Source organism: Legionella navarrensis, assembly GCF_052527415.1.
In genome coordinates, this window is sequence record NZ_JBNVZR010000011.1 from 81,165 (window position 1) to 101,057 (window position 19,893).

Below are 19,893 nucleotides of genomic sequence, written 5' to 3' on the forward strand. Positions count from 1 at the left end.
GGATCCGGGCTGCAATTGATGATTTTCTTCTGGAAAATCCGCTTTGTGTGTTGTAACATGCAGCCTGCGCCGATTTGAACACATAGCTTGCGGGCGCTCAGGAGAAATCTTCTCCCGTAAATTCGGCTAAAGCGGTTCCCCTCATCCGAGTGCAATCCTTAGCCACAAACCAGGTTTAAGATATGATTGAACTCATCGGATTAAACAAATCCTTTGCTGACATCCCGGCCCTGCAGGACATTAATCTGTTCATCCAGGAAGGCGAGATTTTTGGCATTATTGGCAAAAGCGGCGCCGGGAAATCCACCCTGCTGCGCGTCATTAATCTGCTCGAAAGACCAGACAGCGGTGACGTTCTCATCGATAACAACGACATTACCGGCCTTCATGGCAAAGCACTGCGCATTGCGCGCCACAAAATGGCCATGATTTTTCAGCAGTTCAACCTGCTGCAATCCAAGACGGTTTACGACAATATTGCCCTGCCCATGCGCATTCAGGGCTTTTCTGAAGAAGACATTGCAGAAAAAATTGACGAGCTGCTGAAACTGGTTGAACTCGATGAAAAGCGCGATGCCTATCCATCTCAGCTCAGCGGAGGCCAGAAACAGCGCGTCGCAATTGCCCGTGCGCTCACCTGCTCGCCTAAAATTCTGCTCTGCGACGAGGCAACCTCCGCTCTTGACCCGGAAACAACCGATTCTATTCTGGCTCTGTTAAAGAAAATCAATCAGGTTTATGGCATCACCATTGTTCTCATTACACACGAAATGGATGTCATCAAACGCATCTGCCATCGGCTGGCCTTAATGGAGAGCGGCAGGATCGTTGAATTGATTGCGCTGGCCGATGTGTTTCAATCAACCGACAGCCAGGCGCGCAACCTGCTGTATGCCCAGCTCAGTCCACATCTTCCTGCCTATCTCAGCAGCCAGCTCAGCCAGATACCCAACGATCAGCCCCTGCTGCGCCTGTTTTTTCAGGGAGAAACAGCAACGGTACCCTTTATCAGCCAAAGCAGCCGCGAGCTGCATCTGGACATCAATATTCTACTGGCCAATATCGACCAGTTCGATACCCTGACCTGCGGTGTACTCGTCGTCCAGCTCCATGCCGATGCCGCTCTGCTGGCCAGTTTTATCGAACGCTGCAACAACGCCAATTTAACCGTGGAGGTTCTGGGTTATGTCACTGACCGCACTGTATGATGCCTTAACCAGCTGGTCGCTGTATTCCAGTCTGCTGCAGGCCAGCCTTGAAACCCTGTACATGGTTGCTCTCAGCACCGTGCTGGCCACATTGATTGGTTTGCCCATGGGCACCCTGCTCTTCAGCAGTCGTCGTATTAAGCCTCATCCCCTGCTGAATCGCAGCCTGGCTGGGTTCATTAATTTCTGTCGCTCCATACCCTTTATTATTCTGCTGGTAGCGCTTATTCCTCTGACCCGTCTGCTGGTCGGAACGTCAATCGGCATCAACGCCGCCATCGTGCCGCTCACCCTGGGTGCCGCGCCGTTCTTCGCCCGCCTGGTTGATAACGCCTATCAGAACCTGCCGCGTGGACTGATTGAAACCGGTAACGCCATGGGTGCCAGCACCTGGCAGATGATTCGTCATATTCTGCTGCCTGAAGCCACGCCAGCTCTGATTCAGGCTATAACAGTTACAGCGATTACGCTGGTCAACTATTCCGCCATGGCAGGCACGGTCGGTGGTGGCGGCCTTGGAGATCTGGCTATTCGTTACGGTTATCAGCGCTTTGACGTCAGCATCATGCTGGGAACGGTTATCGTGCTGGTTGTCCTGGTGCAGCTGCTGCAGGCTGGCGGCGACAGGCTGGCCAGGCATTATCAGCATTAAATCCATTATTTTAAGGAGTTTGTTCCATGCGGTTTTTTATCTCGATATTACTGGCTCTGTGCCTGCTTGGCTGCCACAAGCCCTCACCCAACACACTGGTGGTCGGCACCATATCCGGCCCGGAAACGGATCTGATTGATGTGGCCCGGGACGTGGCTTATAAAGATTACGGCCTGCACATCAAGGTTGTTGAGTTTAACGACTACAACCTGCCTAACGAAGCCCTGGAAGACGGCAGCCTGGATGCCAATGTTTATCAGCACCAACCCTACCTTGAAGCGGCTGAAGCCGCGCATGGGTATCAGTTTGAAGCCATCGGGAAAACCTTTGTTTATCCTGCCGGCCTGTATTCCAGCAAGCTGAAATCTCTGAAAGAGCTCGGTGACAAGGCCACCATCGCCATCCCCAACGATCCCAGCAACGAAGCCCGCGCACTGCTTCTACTGCAAAAGGCTGGTTTGATCCGTTTGAAAAGCACACGTAACGCCACGCTGGCAGACATCAGCAGCAATCCCAGACAATTACAAATCAAAGAGCTGGATGCGGCGCAGTTACCCAGAGTTTTAAGCGACGTAGACGCAGCGGTCATCAACACCAACTTCGCCATTCCGGCTGGTCTGAGCCCTACAAAAGACACGCTTTTTCTCGAAGGAAAGGATTCTCCTTACGCCAACCTCGTTGTGATTCGAAGCAACAGCGATAAAAAAGCCCAGCTGGCTTTGTTTGTCAAGGCACTGAACTCTCCAGCCGTCCAGGAAAAGGCAAAAGAATTGTTTGGCGACGCAGCTATACCGGCCTGGTAAAACCAGGCTCACTCAATGTGGCCCGGGCCGCGAGGAAGTATCAGGCTCTGTACCCAGCACAGCCAGAAACTCGTCCGGCGCGGTTCGCTCAATCAGAGCCAGCACCTCCGATGGGTTTTCACAAAACCATGACACATCATTAAAATCGGCTCCCGGATACTTTCGTAATTCAGCCAGCATGTTTACTGCCTGATCGATCGTGCGTTGGCCGCTCATGAAGCTGGTCATGGAAAAAGTGCTGCCTTGACCACGTTTATCCACGATAACCTGGTATAAGTCATCCTGAGCACATAACAGTCTGAATTCAGGATTCTGACCTTTCAGTTCCATAAAGACCTGTGCCACAGACTCAAGCACGGCGGAGGAAACATCATCTGTTGTGGCCAGAAACGCCAGGGCATTTTTCAGTGTCATTCGTTCTGTTATCATTTTTTTCACTACGACCTGGCACATGGCATTCAACAGGATCGACTCGTCCGAAAACTGGCTGGCAAGCTGCGCTAAAACATCTTCGCGTAACAACCTGCGCGGAGATACGCGGGTCGAGCTCGATGCCGCTGACGCGGGCGTGTTGTGACGGGGTCTGTGACGAGAACGACCTTTCTCCATGCTGAGTGCATGTTGCGCATAGTCTGAACGTGTCATAGCGCAGAGGTTCAGAAAGACATTGCCCAGTGATTCCGCTGCCATGGTAGCTATCGACGCACTGGCATGGCCATCGAAAACGCCAGCCAGAACCGCCTGGGTCGAGTTCGGCTTAATGGTGTAGACAATAACTGACACGTTATCTTCCGATCCTTTATGCAAGGCACTTTTTGCCAACGCCATTGCCAGGTCGCCTTCCGACAGCGGTACCGGGGAATGACGCTGAATTTCTTCCAGATCTGTTTTCAGCCACGCTTCATGCGCCGCTCTGGTATCAGCCGGGCAAGGCTCTGAATAGCCATCGCAGGTGATGATCAGTCTGACACAGCCTATTTCGTCAATGCTGCACTGACAGGAATCCGCTAACTCCTTCATGCTGATTATATCGATGTCAGCATCGGCACAGACGCCAGGAAAATTTTTGTCACCCAGTGCACGGGTTACAGCCAGTCCCATACCGTTTGCGCTGAGCACCCGATTACCCTCAATAATTCCTCCGGCGGCAAGAACACGCCTGCGCTCGTCCACATCATCCAGGTTATGGATACGTCGATTCAGTCTGACCACCTTCAACAGCGTATTATTCCGATCGTAAACCGCGGCAAAGGAGAGAGAGTCTCCCAGCGTGGCCGTTATGAACCGGTCATCACCGTTGTAAATGGTGGTGGAAGCAACTGCCCCTCCCTGTTTATCGGCCATCTGCTGCAGAACGTGGAATGCGGTCCTCAGGCGGTGTCCGATTTCATCCGCACTTAGACGAGCGCTGTCTCCGAGAGGCGTCATATTTTCCTCGGAAAAAAACTCGATGAGCAAGGCATCTTCCTGCTCGTCACGCTCACCCTGAAATTCTGCGAAAGCGCAGGCGTGCCGGGGAATACTCGCAAAGGCTTCCTGTATACCTGGCCTGGGAACAGACAGATAGCGCTCGACTGACCTGCTCAGCGATTCTGACGAGGAACTGGAATATGAGAATGGATCAGGCACCATACATGCCTCCGTACTTGTTTATGCTTCTGATTTCAGTGTAGACAATACCACCGAACAATCAAACTGATCAAAGAGAACACCTTCATCAACTCAGCCTGCCCAGGTTCCGCACTTTATGCGCGTAATCCAGCGCGGAACTCGATTCAAGCACGCCCGGATGCTGTGTATAAAGCACTGCAAGCAGGCAAATTGATATTAAATGGGATTCGCATACTAAGTTTAAGCAGTTACAATCAGCATTCAGACACATTCTTGATTTTGAACCTGAGAAGATTATCTGGAGATGGTCCTGAGCCTGATTTGACCATAGTTCCCCGCCTGCGCGGGGAGGACAGATACGTAGCCCGGATTAGCGCCAGCGTAATCCGGGGAAATAATGGCTGTTTTTAAACTGTGATGAAATCATCCCGAAAGTTTTTTCGTCATATCAGCTTAAGCTTTTGTTAATTAAGGCGTGATATACTTAGCTCATGAAACCCATATTATGAGGTGCAACATGCCAGGTCAAATTTCTCAGCTGATTTCACGTGCGGTAACCGGAACCATTGACGGAACTTACGATTTTTATCGAAAATTTATCTTCACGGGTGAAACCGACGGAAAAATTGGCCGAAAAGCCATCGAAAGTCTGTTTTCGCCAGTCAATCAGGAACGTGAATATCTGGAAAACCTGGCCAGCATAACCGTTGCCAAAGATGCCAGAGCCAGCAACCCCTTTGAAACCTGGTCAAAAGAGCGCCTATCCAGCCTGGAGGATTTTTGCAGACTGAAAAGCGATGACGGCAAGCCACTGCCCTTTGCCAGCTCTCTGGCGGAAAAACTGAAAACGCCATCTGACGAGCTGACTGCCATCAGAACAGCGTTTGATACGGCACTGGCCGAAGACGCTGGTACACAGGCTGCCAAAGCTGAATTTGCCAAAAACATTGCCGCCATCAATGCGGTATTAAATGATGACTCTTCAGTTCATTTAGCTGCCATGGCGACTTATCTACAGGAACTGAAAGCAAAGGCGAAAGCCGACATCAGTACACAGCATCAGGCGGAAACCACACGTGTCACCGAGTTATTCAGCAGGCCGGACTTTTCAAAAGCCATGGGACTGGCCGCTGGCGAAGTAGAAAAATTTAAACAGGATACCCTGGATGCCCTGAAAAAATCTCAGGAAAAAGAACTTCAAAAGCTGGACAGCACAGTCAGCGAAGAAGCCAATAAACTACTGCGAAACAATGCTGATGAAGCCCAGCGCATTGCCTACCTGGCCACCATGTGGAAAGAAAGCACCCTGATGCGCCGTAAAATGCGCGAGCTGGCCGAAGCCAATGAAAACAACGGCCCACTGGAAATAGATTATGACAGTGACACCGGCACAGCACGCTTCAAGAATATCAGTGTCCGTGATATGGGAATTATCGAAACGATTACCGGCACCAAAATCAATATAACCCCTGGTGCGACTCCGGCTGAGGACTCGTTTGAAATGAAAATGCCCAAATACGGTTTTTTGTATTATCGCTCCAACAAAATGGAAATGGATTTGCTTTCGCTGGCCATGGCAACTCGAGCCTGTGGACATAAAGGCATTGTAATGAGCGTGACCGATAACAACGATCCTGAGCGCGCCATGATGATTGCCCGCAAACAGTTCGAAGCCTGCGTTGCTGCGGGATTTAATCCCGAATCAAAGCCCGATCCTAAGGATCCCAAGAAAACACGCTGCGCTATCGCTATTGTGGTGAATGGTAAAAAAATTGAAAACCCACAACAGGAGCTGTTTGCAAAACACTCCGAGATGTATAAGAAAATCATGCAGAAATACCACGATGGCAAGGAAATGGAGAAAAGATTAACAGGGGCCGCCACACCTCAGTCCATCCAGGCCATGAAAGGCATTATTCAGGCAAAACGTCAGGAAATGGAGGCGACACCTCCAGCCCCGGAGCCCGGTTCAAGCCCGGCGCCCTGATAAGCTCATAGCAGTCTGACTAAAAAATTCCACTGTTCATCGCAGTGGAATTCTGCTATTTTTGTTGCGTTTTAAATGGATATTACCCCCAGGCAAAGGAGAATTGCAATGAGTAGTCAGCACGCAGGAAATACCGAATCCGACAGCATCAACACAGGCGATGAACTGGACAGCACGACTGAAGCCAGCCCCGGCACCAAACTGGAAAGACGCCGACGCATTGAAGATCTTTTTGAACAAAAACGCTTAAGAGAAGAGGAAGAGCTCGGAGAATTTGATTTAGTATAGACCGCTCTTTAAAGATGTCGTTCCTACACTGGCAGGTCCTTCCAGTCAGCCGTAAATTTTTCTTGATTTTCCGTACTGCCTACGTACCGCGGCTTGTCCGCGGTATCCATAGGTGGCTGACTTCTTACGCTGAACCACTGGATACCGCGGACAAGCCGCGGTACGTTGGCGTCTGAGGGTGTCAAGAAGAAATTCAGACTGACTGGAAGGACCTGCCAGTGTAGGAACGATGTGATTCAATTCGATTTATTCACCACGTGTCCTTCTTCATCAGCATAAGGCAAAACCGTTACCTGAGTACCGACGCTTAAAAATTCCTCGTTCAGCCATTTGGCTGCAGAAGGCAGTACGCGTATGCATCCATGACTGGTGTTGGCGTAGGGTACTTCGTAGGCCGCATGCACCGTATAGCCCTGGAAGAAATACATACAGTAAGGCATTTTGGCGCCACCGGTGGTTTCTACCGGATATTCGCCCGAACGGCATTCCAGACCACGCTTGTTGTACACGCGGAACGTACCGGTTACTGTTCGGCAGGGCTGTCCTACGTCTTCACAGAAATCCTTTCCACCCGACGCGCTGCCGGTCATCACACGGTTTCCTTCCGGATCGTAAGCGGCCCATGCATAGGCTTTGGGATCAAAGATAAACTGCTTTTTACCGGTGGCAGGAGCCTTCTCCGGGAAATGCTCACGACCACGTTTGTCTTTTAAATAATGCGTTGTTCGGTGCACATAACCGGCATCGTCCGTGATTAACGTTGACTCATCAAGCTCAACGCATCCTGAAAGCCCGACGCACAACACGAGGCTTACCCAAAACAACTTCTTCATTACCTGTTCCTTAACTATGTTTATAAAAATTACCAGTGGCCGATCAGGCGCCAGTCATCGCCCTGGTTAAGGGAGATGACTGGCTGCGTTTCAGTCGGCCAGACGTCTGTATTTAATACGGTGCGGCCTGTCGGCATCATCGCCCAGACGTCGTTTCCTATCGGCCTCGTAATCGCTGTAGTTACCTTCAATGAACACCACCTGCGAATCGCCTTCAAAGGCCATCAAGTGGGTGCACACTCGGTCAAGAAACCAGCGATCATGCGAAATAACGATAGCACAGCCGGGGAAGGTTAAAATCGCCTCCTCCAGTGAACGCAGGGTTTCCACATCGAGATCATTACTTGGCTCGTCAAGCAGCAGTACGTTACCGCCCCGCTTCAACAACTTGGCCAGATGAACGCGATTGCGCTCCCCACCGGATAACTGCGATAGTTTCTTCTGCTGATCGGCTCCTTTAAAATTAAAGCGGCCGACATAAGCCCGTGATGGCATTTGAAACGCACCAACCTGCATAATATCATGGCCGTCTGAAATTTCCTGCCACACGGTTTTGTTATCGTCGAGGTGATCGCGCATCTGATCAACGTAGGCCATATCAACCGTCTCACCAATGCGAATCTCACCACTGTCTGGTTTTTCCTGGCCGGTGATCATTTTCAGGAAGGTGGACTTACCTGCGCCGTTGGGACCGATGATCCCCATAATGCCGCCTTTAGGAAGCTTGAAGCTCAGATTATCAATCAACAGGCGATCGCCAAATGACTTGCGTATGTCATTGCCCTCAATAACCAGATCGCCCAGGCGTTCACCCGGTGGAATATACAGCTCATTGGTTTCATTACGCTTCTGGAATTCCTTAGAGACGAGGTCTTCAAAGCGATCAAGACGCGCCTTACTCTTGGCGTGACGGCCTTTGGGTGATGCCTTAACCCACTCCAGTTCAGCTTTGATCGCGCGCTCATGGGAAGCCTGCTGCTTCTCTTCAAGAGCGAGACGGGCTTCTTTCTGCTCCAGCCAGGCGGTGTAATTGCCTTTATAGGGGTAGCCTTCGCCGCGATCCAGCTCAAGGATCCATTCAGCCGCGTTATCAAGGAAATAGCGATCGTGAGTAATGGCGACCACAGTACCCTTGAACTCCTCCAGATAACGCTCCAGCCAGGCCACACTTTCTGCGTCCAGATGGTTGGTTGGCTCATCGAGCAGCAGCATGTCAGGACTGGACAGCAGCAAACGGCAAAGTGCAACGCGACGACGCTCCCCTCCCGACAATTGACCCACGATACTGTCCCAGTCTGGCAGGCGCAGCGCGTCGGCCGCGATATCGAGCTGCCGATCCAGATCCCAGCCGCCACAGGCTTCGATGGCATTCTGTAACTCACCCTGTTTCTCAAAGAGCGCGTTCATTTCATCATCGCTCATTGGCTCGGCAAAGCGCATGTTAATTTCGTCGTATTGCCTCAGTTTGTCCTTGATTTCTGCAACGCCCTCTTCCACTACTGCCCGTACGGTTTTGGTCAAATCGAGACTGGGCTCCTGTTCCAGATAACCGATTTTAATACCGGGCTGTGGTCTGGCTTCACCGTCGAACTGCTGGTCGACACCGGCCATGATCCGCAGCAGGGTTGATTTACCGGAACCGTTCAGACCCAGCACGCCAATCTTGGCGCCGGGGAAAAAACTCAGGGATATGTCTTTCAAAATGGCGCGCTGGTTCTCGACGAATTTCGACACGCGATTCATGGTAAAAATATATTGCGACATCAGTACTCCGTATTTCTATTTTAAATTAAGCAATCAACCTTGCCAGTCCAGGATAACCTTGCCTGACTGGCCTGAGGCCATGATCCGAAAGGCTTCCTGATAATCATCAACCGGAAAATGATGAGTCATCACCGGCGAAACATCCAGACCACTCTGTAACATGGTGATCATTTTATACCAGGTTTCAAACATCTCACGGCCATAAATTCCCTTGATAACCAGGCTCTTGAAAATAACATGATTCCAGTCAATGGCCGTCTGCGGTGGCAAAATACCCAGCAGAGCGATGTGTCCGCCATGATCCATCACCCGCAGCATCTCATTAAATGCCGAAGCATTGCCCGACATTTCCAGGCCAACATCAAAGCCCTCCTTCATCCCCAGATCGCCCATCACCTGCTCAAGCGATCGTTCCCGGGTATTGACAGCGAGCGTGGCCCCCATCCTGCGCGCCATATCCAGACGATATTCGTTAACGTCTGTTACAACCACATGGCGTGCGCCAATGTGCCTCGCTATGGCAGTAGCCATCACACCAACCGGGCCGGCGCCCGTAATCAACACATCCTCGCCCACCAGGCTGAAAGACAGGGCGCAGTGAGCTGCGTTACCCAGTGGATCAAGAACAGCGGCCTGATCAGCAGAGATATCATCGGGCAAGGCAATCACATTACTGGCCGGCATACATACGAACTCGGCAAAGCAGCCCGTACGGTTGACACCCAGGCCCTTGGTATTGCGGCACAAATGACGCTTCCCGGCACGGCAGTTTCGACAGATTCCGCAGGTTATATGCCCCTCTCCGGACACCCGTTGCCCGATAGTCAGGCCCTCGACTTCATCGCCCATCGCGACGATTTCACCATAATACTCATGCCCAATGGTCATCGGCACTGAAATGGTCGCCTGAGCCCAGGCATCCCAGTTATAAATGTGAATATCCGTACCACAAATCGCCGTTTTGTGGATTTTTATCAAAACTTCGTGCGTTCCGTATTCCGGTATCGCCCGCTCTTCCAGCCAGATTCCAGGCTCGGCTTTGGCTTTCACCAGTGCTTTCATTTTCAGTCCTTTATTTAATGACGCCCAGTTGACGCCCTACGCGGGCGAAAGCCGCAATCGCCAGATCCAGATGACGGCGCTCATGTGCCGCCGACATCTGCGTGCGGATTCTTGCACGCCCCTTGGGAACAACCGGATAGGAAAAACCGACCACGTAAACACCCTCGGCCAGCAGCAGTTCCGCCATTTTTCCAGCCAGGGCCGCATCGCCCAGCATCACCGGAATAATAGGATGCTCTCCGGGCACAAGGTCAAACCCCAGATCGCTCATGCCTTTGCGAAAATACTGACTGTTGTCCTTCAGCCTGCGGGCCAGTTCCTGGCTCTTGTCCAGCCTGTCCAGCACTGCAATGGATGTCTGGGCAATCACCGGCGCAAGGCTGTTAGAGAAAAGATAGGGCCTGGAGCGTTGGCGCAGCCAGTCTATCATCACCGCCGAACCCGAGGTGTAGCCACCCGACGCACCACCGAGAGCCTTGCCGAGCGTGCCAGTGAGTATATCAATCCTGTCGGTAACACCGCAGTATTCCGGCGTACCCCGCCCCGTCTCGCCCATAAAACCCACCGCGTGGGAGTCATCGACCATCACCATGGCATCGTAGCGGTCGGCCAGTTCACAGATGGCCGGCAGATTGGCAATAATACCGTCCATCGAAAACACGCCATCGGTCGCAATCAGACGAAAACGCGCGCCCTTTGCGGCGATCAGCTGCTGCTCCAGATCCTTCATATCATTATTGGCATAACGATAGCGGGCCGCTTTGCACAGACGCACCCCGTCAATAATACTGGCATGATTCAGGGCATCGCTGATGATGGCATCTTCTTCGCCCAGCAGGGTTTCAAACAAACCGGTATTGGCGTCGAAACAGGAAGAATACAGAATGGTATCCTCCTTGCCGAGAAAACGGCTGATTCGATTTTCCAGTGCCTTATGCAGGCTTTGCGTACCACAGATAAACCGTACGGAGGCCATGCCATAACCCCAGGTTGCCAGCGCCTCCTGCCCTGTCCGAATCAGCTCAGGATCATTGGCCAGCCCCAGATAATTATTCGCACACAGATTGACAAATTCCTGATTATTGACGGTCACCAGCGCCTGCTGCTGACTGGCAATCAAACGCTCGGACTTATATAAACCCTGTTGTTTGATACTTTCTATCTCAGATAGCAAATAATCCGTAAACGCACTGGACACGTGACTCTCCCTCATCATGCAAAAAACGAAATCATACCAAATCACGGGACAGGGCACTATGTTAATGATCAAAAAATGATAAAAACTGTCGTCGATAAAAAATAAAATCCCGACAAGGCTGCGATTTGCTCATAATTATCCTGCGGAACCAGTCGCACCTTCCTTCATTTCTTGCTAAAATCGTCCCAACGCTTTAACCTAACCGATTCATGTAGTGGTGACGTTCTTATGACAAATCAAATTGCACGCATTAATATGATCAAACAACAGCTTAGAACCGGCGATGTTCTCAACGACCGGATTCTCGAACTGTACAGCGAGATTCCGAGAGACGAATTTGTTCCCGAGTCAATGCGTAATTTTGCCTGGTCAGATAAACAGCTGCCTCTGGCACATGATCAACGCATGCTGACACCCCTCGAAGAAGGACGAATTCTTCAGAGCCTTAACCTGCAGGGCCACGAAACAGTACTGGAAGTAGGCACCGGCACCGGCTTTTTCACAGCCTTACTCAGTCGCCTGTGTAAAAAGGTTATCAGCATTGACTACTTTGCAGATTTCACTGAAGCCGCGAAACGCAGACTGGAACAGCAGCAGTGCGATAACGTAGAGCTTATCACGGGTGACGGCTGTCGCGGCTGGCTGGACAAGGCGCCTTATGACGTTATCGTCATGACCGGTGCCGTCGATGCCATCACTGAAACGCATCGTCTGCAGATCCTGCCCGGCGGAAAGCTGTGCGCTATCGTTGGCGAGGCTCCCGTTATGCAATGCCTGCTGATGACACTGGATCACGACGGCAACTGGACAGAAGACGTGCTGTTTGAAACCTGCGTTCCCTCCCTGATCGATAAACTGAAACGCAAAGAGTTCATATTCTAGGACCTGTTAGCATGAAGAAACTGCTTGTTTGCCTTTTGATGACTGCTGCTGTTTTACCCTCTGTTTCAAATGCTACTGATTTGATGGATATCTACCGTCAGGCTCTCGAGAATGACACGGTTTTCAAGGAAGCCTACAGCACCTACATGTCAACAGCTGAATCCATACCCCAGGCACGGGCAGCACTCTATCCTCAGCTTAACATTGGCAGTCAGGCTGCCCGTAATGTTCAGGACGTCAACGCCTCCGGCGTACGCATCGCCCAAACCTATGGCAGTACGCAATGGAGCGTTGCCGCGTCACAGGCTGTGTTTAATTACCAGGCATGGGCCAGGGTACAACAGGCCAAGGCCTCGGTAAAAGCCGCCCAGGCAACATTTAACGATGCCGCTCAGAATTTGATTCTACGTACCAGCAAAGCGTACTTCGACGTGCTGTTCGCCCGTGACACACTCAGCTTCGCTGAAGCAAAAAAGCGTGCCAACAAACGCTCGCTTGACCAGGCTCAGGAGCGCTTTAAGGTAGGTCTGGATGCCATTACATCCGTTTACGAAGCCAAAGCGGCCTATGACCAGTCGATTGCTGAAGTGATTTCAGCGAAAAACAGTCAGATTAATCAATACGAAAATCTGCGCAAGCTGACCAACCATGTATATGACTACCTGGCGCCCTTGCGAGACAGCCGTATTCCACTGATTACGCCCGAGCCCAACAACGTAGACGAATGGATCGATACCGGGCTTAAGCAAAATTACAATCTGTATGCCGCCAAATACAGCCTGCAGGCAGCACGTGACAACATAAAGTCGCAATCCGCTGGCGGCTGGCCAACGCTCGCCGTACAGGGCAACAGCAGCCAGACCCGTAATAATGTGACGAACGGATCTTTTTTCGTCCCAACCAAGCAAACCCTTTCCAATGTTGCCCTGGCTCTTAATTTCCCGGTGATGCAGGGTGGCCTGGTGCAGTCGCAGACCCGTCAGGCGCAGTTTGATTTCCAAAGCTCGAGCGAGCAGCTGGAAAAAACCTACCGTGACGTCGTGGTTAACAGCACCATTGCCTTTAACAACATTATTGACGGCATCAGCAAGGTTAAAGCGGATCGCCAGACGGTTATATCACGCGTCAACTCACTGGAAAGCACGGAAGCCCAGTTCCAGGTGGGAACACGGACCATGGTGGACGTAGTGAATGCACAGCAACGACTTTTTGAGTCACAGACTCAGCTGGCAAACGATCAGTATAATCTGATCAACGCTCTGCTGACATTGAAATATCTGGCCGGAACACTGAATGTCAACGACATTGAAGAAGTTAACTCCTGGTTATCTACCACCCGTGTCAACAGCTTCCCGCCGACGGATTCCTCCAAATAACTTTTTATACAGGTTGTAACATGTCCAACACTCCTTCCCTTGTGGAAAAAAAATTACTGCACTATACCGGCAAGGCCATTGCCGACTTTAATATGATTCAGCGTGGCGATCGCGTGATGGTCTGTCTGTCAGGTGGCAAGGATTCGTTTACCATGCTGACCTTGCTGCACAGCCTGAAACAACGCTCCAACCATAAGTTTGATATTTTCGCCTTCACCCTGGATCAGGCACAGCCTGGCTGGGATGACAGTCGTCTGCACGCATGGCTGAAGGAGCGAAAGATCCCCTATGAAATTCTGACTCGCGATACCTACAGCATTGTCAAGGAAAAAATCCCCGAAGGAAAAACCTACTGCTCCCTGTGCTCACGCCTGCGTCGCGGCATTATTTATCGTTATGCAGAAGAAAATGGCTTCACAAAAATCGCCCTTGGTCATCATCGCGATGATTTGATCCGAACGCTGATGATGTCCATCCTGTACAATGGCGATATACGCTCCATGCCACCCAAGCTGTTGAGCGACAACAAAAAGCATATTGTCATCCGCCCTCTCTGCTATGTGCAGGAAAAAGACATTATTGCCTTTGCCAAAGAGCAGGAATATCCCATTATCCCCTGCACATTGTGTGGATCGCAGGAAAATCTGGCACGCAAGCGCGTTGGCAGGCTGATTGATCAGCTGGCTGAGGAAAATCCCAAAGTCCCCAGTAACATGTTGCATGCGCTGCAAAGCATCAAGCCCAGTCAGCTTATGGATCAGGATTTATGGCAATTCAAAAATCTGGAAAGCCAGCTGACAGGACGGGATGACGGCCAGAGCGAATCGATTTTAAATGAAAACGAAATCCCCTGTCTTGATGATGCCCCGATTTAAAAAATAACCACTCCCGGAATCAGCGCAGCCTGAGCCGGGACAGCTCCTCATATCGTTAAGAAATATTTCTTTGTCGTAAAGATTAACAAAGTGGACATTATACGCTATTATAAAACCCACATTCGGCTGACTTGAGAAATAACGATGAATGAAGCTTATTTACAGGCCCTGCGCAAGTTTAATATTTATCGACAGAGACAATTAAAATTTGATTTTGTCGCTGCTGTTGTTGTTTTTCTCGTTGCCATCCCACTCTGTCTGGGTATTGCCCTCGCTTCAGGCGCACCTTTGTTTTCAGGTATATTAAGTGGTGTTATCGGCGGTGTGGTGGTTGGGTCTATCAGCGGCTCATCGGTCAGCGTCAGCGGACCTGCCGCAGGTATGGCGGCGGTGGTGCTCGCAGCAATCAGCCAGCTGGGTGATTTCAACACATTTTTGCTTGCCCTGACGCTGGCTGGTTTGTTACAGATTCTGGTTGGCAGCCTTCGCGCCGGGTTTATCGTTGAATACGTTCCATCGAACGTGGTTCAGGGTCTGCTCTGTGCCATCGGGATTCTACTGATAGTTAAGCAGCTGCCGCTGGCATTCTCTCTGTCGTACACAAGCGAGGAGCTGCAGACGCACCTGCTCGAAACAACCGAAGGCTTCACCTTTGCCCCCTTATATGCCTTTACTCAGCATATCAACGCAGGTGCTACCATTATTTCTCTGGTGTCTTTTTCTCTGCTTATTTTCTGCGATAAAACCAATATTCCCCGTCTGCGCGGTATCCCTGCGTCGATTCTGGTCGTATTGATAGGGATCGTTATCAATGAATCATTTATCCGGGCTGATTCACTGTTCGCTCAAAACGGGGCTCATCTCGTCAATATTCCGGAGCATGACGGCTGGAATGATTTTCTGGGTCAGTTCCAATTCCCGAACTGGGCTTCATGGACCAATCCCAAAGTGTATTTGTACGCCGCCATCATCGCCATCGTGGCCTCACTGGAGAGTCTGCTGAACGTCAAGGCTGGTGAAAAACTGGATAAAAAACACCGCAACTGCTCAAAAGACAGGGAGCTGGTTGCTCAGGGCATGGGTAACCTCACAGCAGGTCTGCTGGGTGGTATTCCCGTTACATCCGTGATTGTTCGTACCTCGGTCAATATTCAGGCAGGCGCACGCAGCAAAATGTCCACTATATTGCATGGCATGCTTCTGTTTTTTGCGGTACTGACTATTCCTTCGTGGTTAAATAAAATTCCCCTGTCGTCTCTGGCAGCCATCCTGATATACACAGGTTACAAATTAACCAAGCCCTCGATTTACACGTCCATCTATCAGCAGGGTCTGGATCGCTTCATTCCCTTCATTGCGACTGTCATCAGCATTGTCATCTTTAATCTGCTGGCTGGAATCCTGCTGGGGCTTGCTATCAGTCTGTTTTATATCCTGAAGAGCAACAGCCAGGCGCGACTGGACATTATCAAGGAAATTTATCCCAATGGTGCAACCAACCGCCTCGTTCTGCCGCAACAGATTACCTTTTTGAACAAAGCGTCGCTGGTAGCAGAATTAAACTCCATACCGCCTAAATCGCAGTTGATTATTGATGCACGCTACTCGCATTACATTGATAAGGAAATTGTTGAGTTAATCAAGGAGTTCCAGCAGGACCAGGCGCCAAACAAACAGATTGCTCTGAATCTGATTGGTTTCAAGGATCATTACGACATCCACAACTATATAGACTTCATCAACGTGACTACCTACGATGTGCAGACCACGTTGACACCATCTGAAGTATTGACTGTGCTGCGTGAAGGAAATCAGCGTTTTCTGAACGATACCCGCATTCATCGCAGTCCGAAAATCGACATCCAGTACACAGCTCAGACTCAACACCCGATTGCGGTTGTGCTGGGTTGCATTGATTCCCGGGTTCCGGTTGAAACGATTTTTGACATGAGCTTTGGTGATCTCTTCTGTGTTCGGGTGGCCGGTAACGTGGTTAACGACGACGTGCTGGCCAGTATTGAATACGCCTGTCACGTGGTAGGCGCCAAGCTGATAGTCGTGCTGGGTCATACCCGCTGCGGCGCCATTCAGGCGGCCTGTAACGGCGTGGAAAAAGGTCATATCACCCAGTTGCTGGCAAAAATAAAGCCCGCTGTTAACGCGGAAATCAACATTCAGGGTAAGCGTGCGGGCGAAAATGAATCCTTTGTTTCGCGGGTAACGTCGCTGAACGTGGCCAACACCCTGCAGCAGATTTATCAGCGCAGCGAGATTCTTAAAATCATGCTTGATCAGGATGAAATCGCCATGGTGGGGGCATTATATAATGTCGAAAGTGGTAAAGTGGCGTTTGATGATTACTCGGATGATCTGGCGGTGTTGTGCAACCATACCCCGGTTAATAATCTGTCTGCCAAGCTGTCAGGCCTGCTGGAGCAGAATAAACTGGCGCCCAGGTAACGCTGCGGTCGAGAGGAGGCGGGGAGCCAGCCAGGTGCTGGCTTCCCGCCTGATTTGACCATAGATCCCCGCCTGATCCCGTCCCGGCCTACTCCTCCCCCTCCTTACATCCACCTGAAGTCTGGTATATAATCCGGTTCCCATATTTTGAACATCAGGATATATTATGCGCGCGTCACAATGGTTTGTTGCCACCCTCAAAGAAACTCCTAATGATGCTGAGGTGGTTTCGCATCAATTGATGCTGCGCGCAGGCCTTATCCGTAAACTGGGCTCTGGACTTTATACCTGGCTGCCACTGGGCCTGAAGGTACTGCGCAAGGTTGAGCAGATCGTACGCGAAGAAATGAACAGAGCGCATGCGCTTGAAGTCCTGATGCCCGCCGTACAGCCCGCTGAGCTCTGGCAGGAAACGGGTCGCTGGGAAAGTTTTGGCGGTCTGCTGCTCACCATGACTGACAGCAACAAACGTGATTATTGCTTTGGCCCTACGCACGAAGAGGTCATCACAGACCTGATGCGCAACGAGTTGCGCTCCTACAAGCAGCTGCCTGTTAATTTTTATCAGATCCAGACCAAATTCCGCGATGAAATCCGTCCACGTTTCGGCGTGATGCGGGCACGTGAATTCCTCATGAAAGACGCCTATTCCTTCCATCTGACTCAAGAATCCCTGCAGGCAGGCTACGATACGATGTATCAGACCTATTGCCGTATTTTCGACAGACTGGGCCTGCGCTACCGTGCTGTTGAAGCCGACACCGGCGCCATCGGTGGTTCCGCCTCACACGAATTTCAGGTTCTGGCTGAATCTGGAGAAGATTTGATTTTCTTCAGCGATAAAAGCCAGTACGCAGCTAACATTGAACAGGCAACCAGTCTGATACCGGCCAAATCCAGTCAGCATAATCAGCCTGAGAAAGCTCTGGTGGCAACTCCTAATCAAAAAACCATCTCAGAGGTGGCCAAAGGTCTGGGAATCGCCGAAGACAGGCTGGTCAAAACCCTGATTGTTGAAGGTCGTGAACACCCGCTGGTCGCTTTGGTCTTACGTGGTGACGATGAGCTGAACGAAATAAAGGCTGCCAGACATCCCCTGGTGCGCTCGCCACTGACCTTTGCCAAAGACGAGGTCATTCTGAAAAGTCTTGGCGCACCGGTTGGTTCTTTGGGACCGGTTGGTTTATCGATTCCGGTTATCGCTGACCACCACGCTCTCGCCATGCCCTCTTTCGTCTGCGGTGCCAATCTGGCTGACAAGCACTTTATTCAGGTGGTCTGGGATCGTGACGCGCACTATCAGGACAGCTTCGACCTGCGTAATGTCAAAGAAGGTGATCCCAGTCCAGACGGCCATGGGCATCTGCAGTCGGCACGCGGCATTGAAGTCGGCCATGTTTTCCAGCTGGGCGACAAATACGCCAAAGCCATGGGTGCGGCGGTCATTAACGAAGAAGGCCAGCTGCAGACCATGCTGATGGGCTGCTATGGGCTCGGCATCAGCCGGGTGGTTGCTGCCGCGATTGAACAACATCACGATGAACGCGGTATTCTCTGGCCACAGGCAATAGCCCCGTTCCAACTGGTGATTATCCCCATCAATGGCCATCGCTGCCCTGCCGTACAGGAAGCTGCTGAAACGCTTTACAGGGAATTACTGGCGCAGGGCATGGATGTTCTGCTTGACGATCGTAACGAGCGTCCAGGCGTCTTATTTGCGGATAACGAACTGATCGGCATTCCTCATCGGCTGGTGGTCAGCGAACGCCATTTGCAGCAGGACGCATTGGAATACAAGGCGCGTAACAGCGACGACATTCAAATGATCCCGCTGGCCGGAATCCACGAATTCTGCCGGAATCTGTAGGTTGGGCCTTGGCCCAACAATCAGCCTGGATGCAAATTCCATGTTGGGCCGAGTCTCAGTCTACCAGAACATGCTGATAAGATTTAAAGCAGACAAGACGGTGATAGCCGTGAATGTGAGCATCATCCCAATAACACGGAAGAGAAAATCCTTCCTGTCTGCCAGAAATGTGTAGGCATGGGACAAACGACCCAACATGAAGATCAGAGCCAGCACAGACAGCAATATGACATTCACGCTGTTGGCCTCGGCGCAAAGCAGCAGGATCAGCGTGATGGGTACATATTCAGCAAAATTTCCATGTGCTCTGATAGCAAGGTTCAGATCGTGATGCCCTTTGTCACCAATAGAGACGCGATGTCTGTGACGAAGGGAAACGACCTTGACCGACAGATAAATGTAGGCCAGAGCCAGGAGAGAACTGCAGATACTCGTTACAGGGTACACAGGCATGGTATGCTCCTTTCCATGAGTCAAACAGGTTAAGCCAATCCTTTAGCCTCGCAGCAGCTTTCACTACCCGACAATCGATTTGGCCTGTGCCCAAATGGCCATCAGTTCCTCAAACGAATGCCCATTCAGGTCGCTTAAACCGCGTTCGGCAGCCAGGCTTTTAACCGCTTTAAGGCGCCGCTCAAATTTACCCAGCGTTTTCGTCAGTGTTTCAGTCGGATCAAACTGACAAAACACACACAGGGAGAACGCGGCATGCAGCAAGTCGCCGATTTCCTCCTGCAAATGCGCCCGGGACAGGGAGGCCGGATCGGATGTTAAATGCTCATCAATTTCCGCGCATTCGCTGGTTATCTGGGCCATAATCTGGCTGGTATTTTCCCAGCGAAAACCAAAGTTATCCGCTTCTCGCTCAAGATTAAATACTTTTTCCAGTAAATCCATCGTACAGCCTTTATTTTGTTCTAACAACCTGACAACCATGATACCACTCATCAGCGTGGTAACAACAGATCTTGCCCAACCCCGGATTACGCTGCGCTAATCCGGGCTACGCATCAACACTCACACACTC

General features: G+C 51.0%; 17 protein-coding genes. 10 read left to right on the top strand and 7 right to left on the bottom strand.

The genetic code is table 11. The features are described from left to right. Positions 1–182 precede the first annotated feature (182 nt). From ACQUTA_RS08160 to ACQUTA_RS08170, 3 genes are read left to right on the top strand one after another with little or no spacing between them, the layout of a single operon-like run. Positions 183–1,208 (top strand): methionine ABC transporter ATP-binding protein, encoded by a 1,026-nt coding sequence (locus ACQUTA_RS08160; protein WP_444987742.1) that lies wholly within the window; start codon positions 183–185, stop codon positions 1,206–1,208. Continuing rightward, positions 1,186–1,860, top strand: coding sequence for a methionine ABC transporter permease (locus ACQUTA_RS08165; RefSeq protein WP_444987743.1), 675 nt, complete (start codon positions 1,186–1,188; stop codon positions 1,858–1,860). Before ACQUTA_RS08160 ends, ACQUTA_RS08165 begins: the two co-directional genes overlap by 23 nt. Positions 1,861–1,886: 26 nt before the next feature. Then, complete coding sequence (locus tag ACQUTA_RS08170; protein WP_444987744.1) at positions 1,887–2,663, top strand: MetQ/NlpA family ABC transporter substrate-binding protein; 777 nt, start codon at positions 1,887–1,889, stop codon at positions 2,661–2,663. A gap of 12 nt (positions 2,664–2,675) precedes the next feature. On the opposite strand, the gene ACQUTA_RS08175 is transcribed toward ACQUTA_RS08170, so the two are convergent. Beyond that, positions 2,676–4,295: a PP2C family serine/threonine-protein phosphatase gene (locus tag ACQUTA_RS08175; RefSeq protein ID WP_444987745.1), complete on the bottom strand. Its 1,620-nt coding sequence runs from the start codon at positions 4,293–4,295 to the stop codon at positions 2,676–2,678. A gap of 496 nt (positions 4,296–4,791) precedes the next feature. Between ACQUTA_RS08175 and ACQUTA_RS08180 the strand changes: the two genes are divergently transcribed. Continuing rightward, positions 4,792–6,261 carry a hypothetical protein gene (locus tag ACQUTA_RS08180; RefSeq protein ID WP_444987746.1) on the top strand — a complete coding sequence of 490 codons (1,470 nt, stop codon included), beginning with the start codon at positions 4,792–4,794 and terminating at the stop codon, positions 6,259–6,261. 108 nt (positions 6,262–6,369) lie between these two features. Further along, positions 6,370–6,549 carry a PA3496 family putative envelope integrity protein gene (locus tag ACQUTA_RS08185; protein WP_444987747.1) on the top strand — a complete coding sequence of 60 codons (180 nt, stop codon included), beginning with the start codon at positions 6,370–6,372 and terminating at the stop codon, positions 6,547–6,549. Positions 6,550–6,785: 236 nt separating this feature from the next. Here ACQUTA_RS08185 and ACQUTA_RS08190 read toward each other — a convergent pair whose 3' ends face one another. From ACQUTA_RS08190 to ACQUTA_RS08205, 4 genes are all read right to left on the bottom strand, one after another. Beyond that, a complete protein-coding gene (locus ACQUTA_RS08190; protein ID WP_444987748.1) occupies positions 6,786–7,382 on the bottom strand; it encodes a L,D-transpeptidase in 597 nt (198 codons plus the stop codon). Positions 7,383–7,472: 90 nt separating this feature from the next. Continuing rightward, positions 7,473–9,146, bottom strand: coding sequence for an energy-dependent translational throttle protein EttA (gene ettA, locus ACQUTA_RS08195; RefSeq protein WP_444987749.1), 1,674 nt, complete (start codon positions 9,144–9,146; stop codon positions 7,473–7,475). Between the two features lie 33 nt (positions 9,147–9,179). Beyond that, complete coding sequence (gene tdh, locus ACQUTA_RS08200; RefSeq protein ID WP_444987750.1) at positions 9,180–10,208, bottom strand: L-threonine 3-dehydrogenase; 1,029 nt, start codon at positions 10,206–10,208, stop codon at positions 9,180–9,182. Between the two features lie 10 nt (positions 10,209–10,218). After that, positions 10,219–11,406, bottom strand: a complete 1,188-nt coding sequence (locus ACQUTA_RS08205) for a glycine C-acetyltransferase (protein ID WP_444987751.1) — start codon at positions 11,404–11,406, stop codon at positions 10,219–10,221. A 228-nt stretch (positions 11,407–11,634) separates the two neighbouring features. On the opposite strand from ACQUTA_RS08205, the gene ACQUTA_RS08210 reads away from it, so the two are divergent. From ACQUTA_RS08210 to ACQUTA_RS08230, 5 genes are all read left to right on the top strand, one after another. Then, positions 11,635–12,288, top strand: coding sequence for a protein-L-isoaspartate O-methyltransferase family protein (locus ACQUTA_RS08210; RefSeq protein WP_444987753.1), 654 nt, complete (start codon positions 11,635–11,637; stop codon positions 12,286–12,288). 11 nt (positions 12,289–12,299) lie between these two features. Beyond that, complete coding sequence (locus ACQUTA_RS08215) at positions 12,300–13,664, top strand: TolC family outer membrane protein (protein ID WP_444987754.1); 1,365 nt, start codon at positions 12,300–12,302, stop codon at positions 13,662–13,664. A gap of 20 nt (positions 13,665–13,684) precedes the next feature. After that, a complete protein-coding gene (gene ttcA, locus ACQUTA_RS08220) occupies positions 13,685–14,539 on the top strand; it encodes a tRNA 2-thiocytidine(32) synthetase TtcA (protein ID WP_444987755.1) in 855 nt (284 codons plus the stop codon). A gap of 144 nt (positions 14,540–14,683) precedes the next feature. Next, entirely contained in the window at positions 14,684–16,999 is a 2,316-nt protein-coding gene (locus ACQUTA_RS08225) for a bifunctional SulP family inorganic anion transporter/carbonic anhydrase (protein WP_444987756.1), read from the top strand. A 166-nt stretch (positions 17,000–17,165) separates the two neighbouring features. Continuing rightward, positions 17,166–18,866, top strand: a complete 1,701-nt coding sequence (locus tag ACQUTA_RS08230; RefSeq protein WP_444987757.1) for a proline--tRNA ligase — start codon at positions 17,166–17,168, stop codon at positions 18,864–18,866. A gap of 60 nt (positions 18,867–18,926) precedes the next feature. Here the strand turns inward: ACQUTA_RS08230 and ACQUTA_RS08235 are convergent, their stop codons facing one another. Together ACQUTA_RS08235 and ACQUTA_RS08240 are read right to left on the bottom strand one after the other, a co-directional pair. After that, entirely contained in the window at positions 18,927–19,319 is a 393-nt protein-coding gene (locus tag ACQUTA_RS08235) for an MAPEG family protein (RefSeq protein WP_444987758.1), read from the bottom strand. A gap of 63 nt (positions 19,320–19,382) precedes the next feature. Next, on the bottom strand, positions 19,383–19,790 hold the full coding sequence (locus ACQUTA_RS08240) for a MazG nucleotide pyrophosphohydrolase domain-containing protein (protein ID WP_444987759.1): 408 nt from the start codon (positions 19,788–19,790) through the stop codon (positions 19,383–19,385). Between the last annotated feature and the right edge of the window lie 103 nt (positions 19,791–19,893).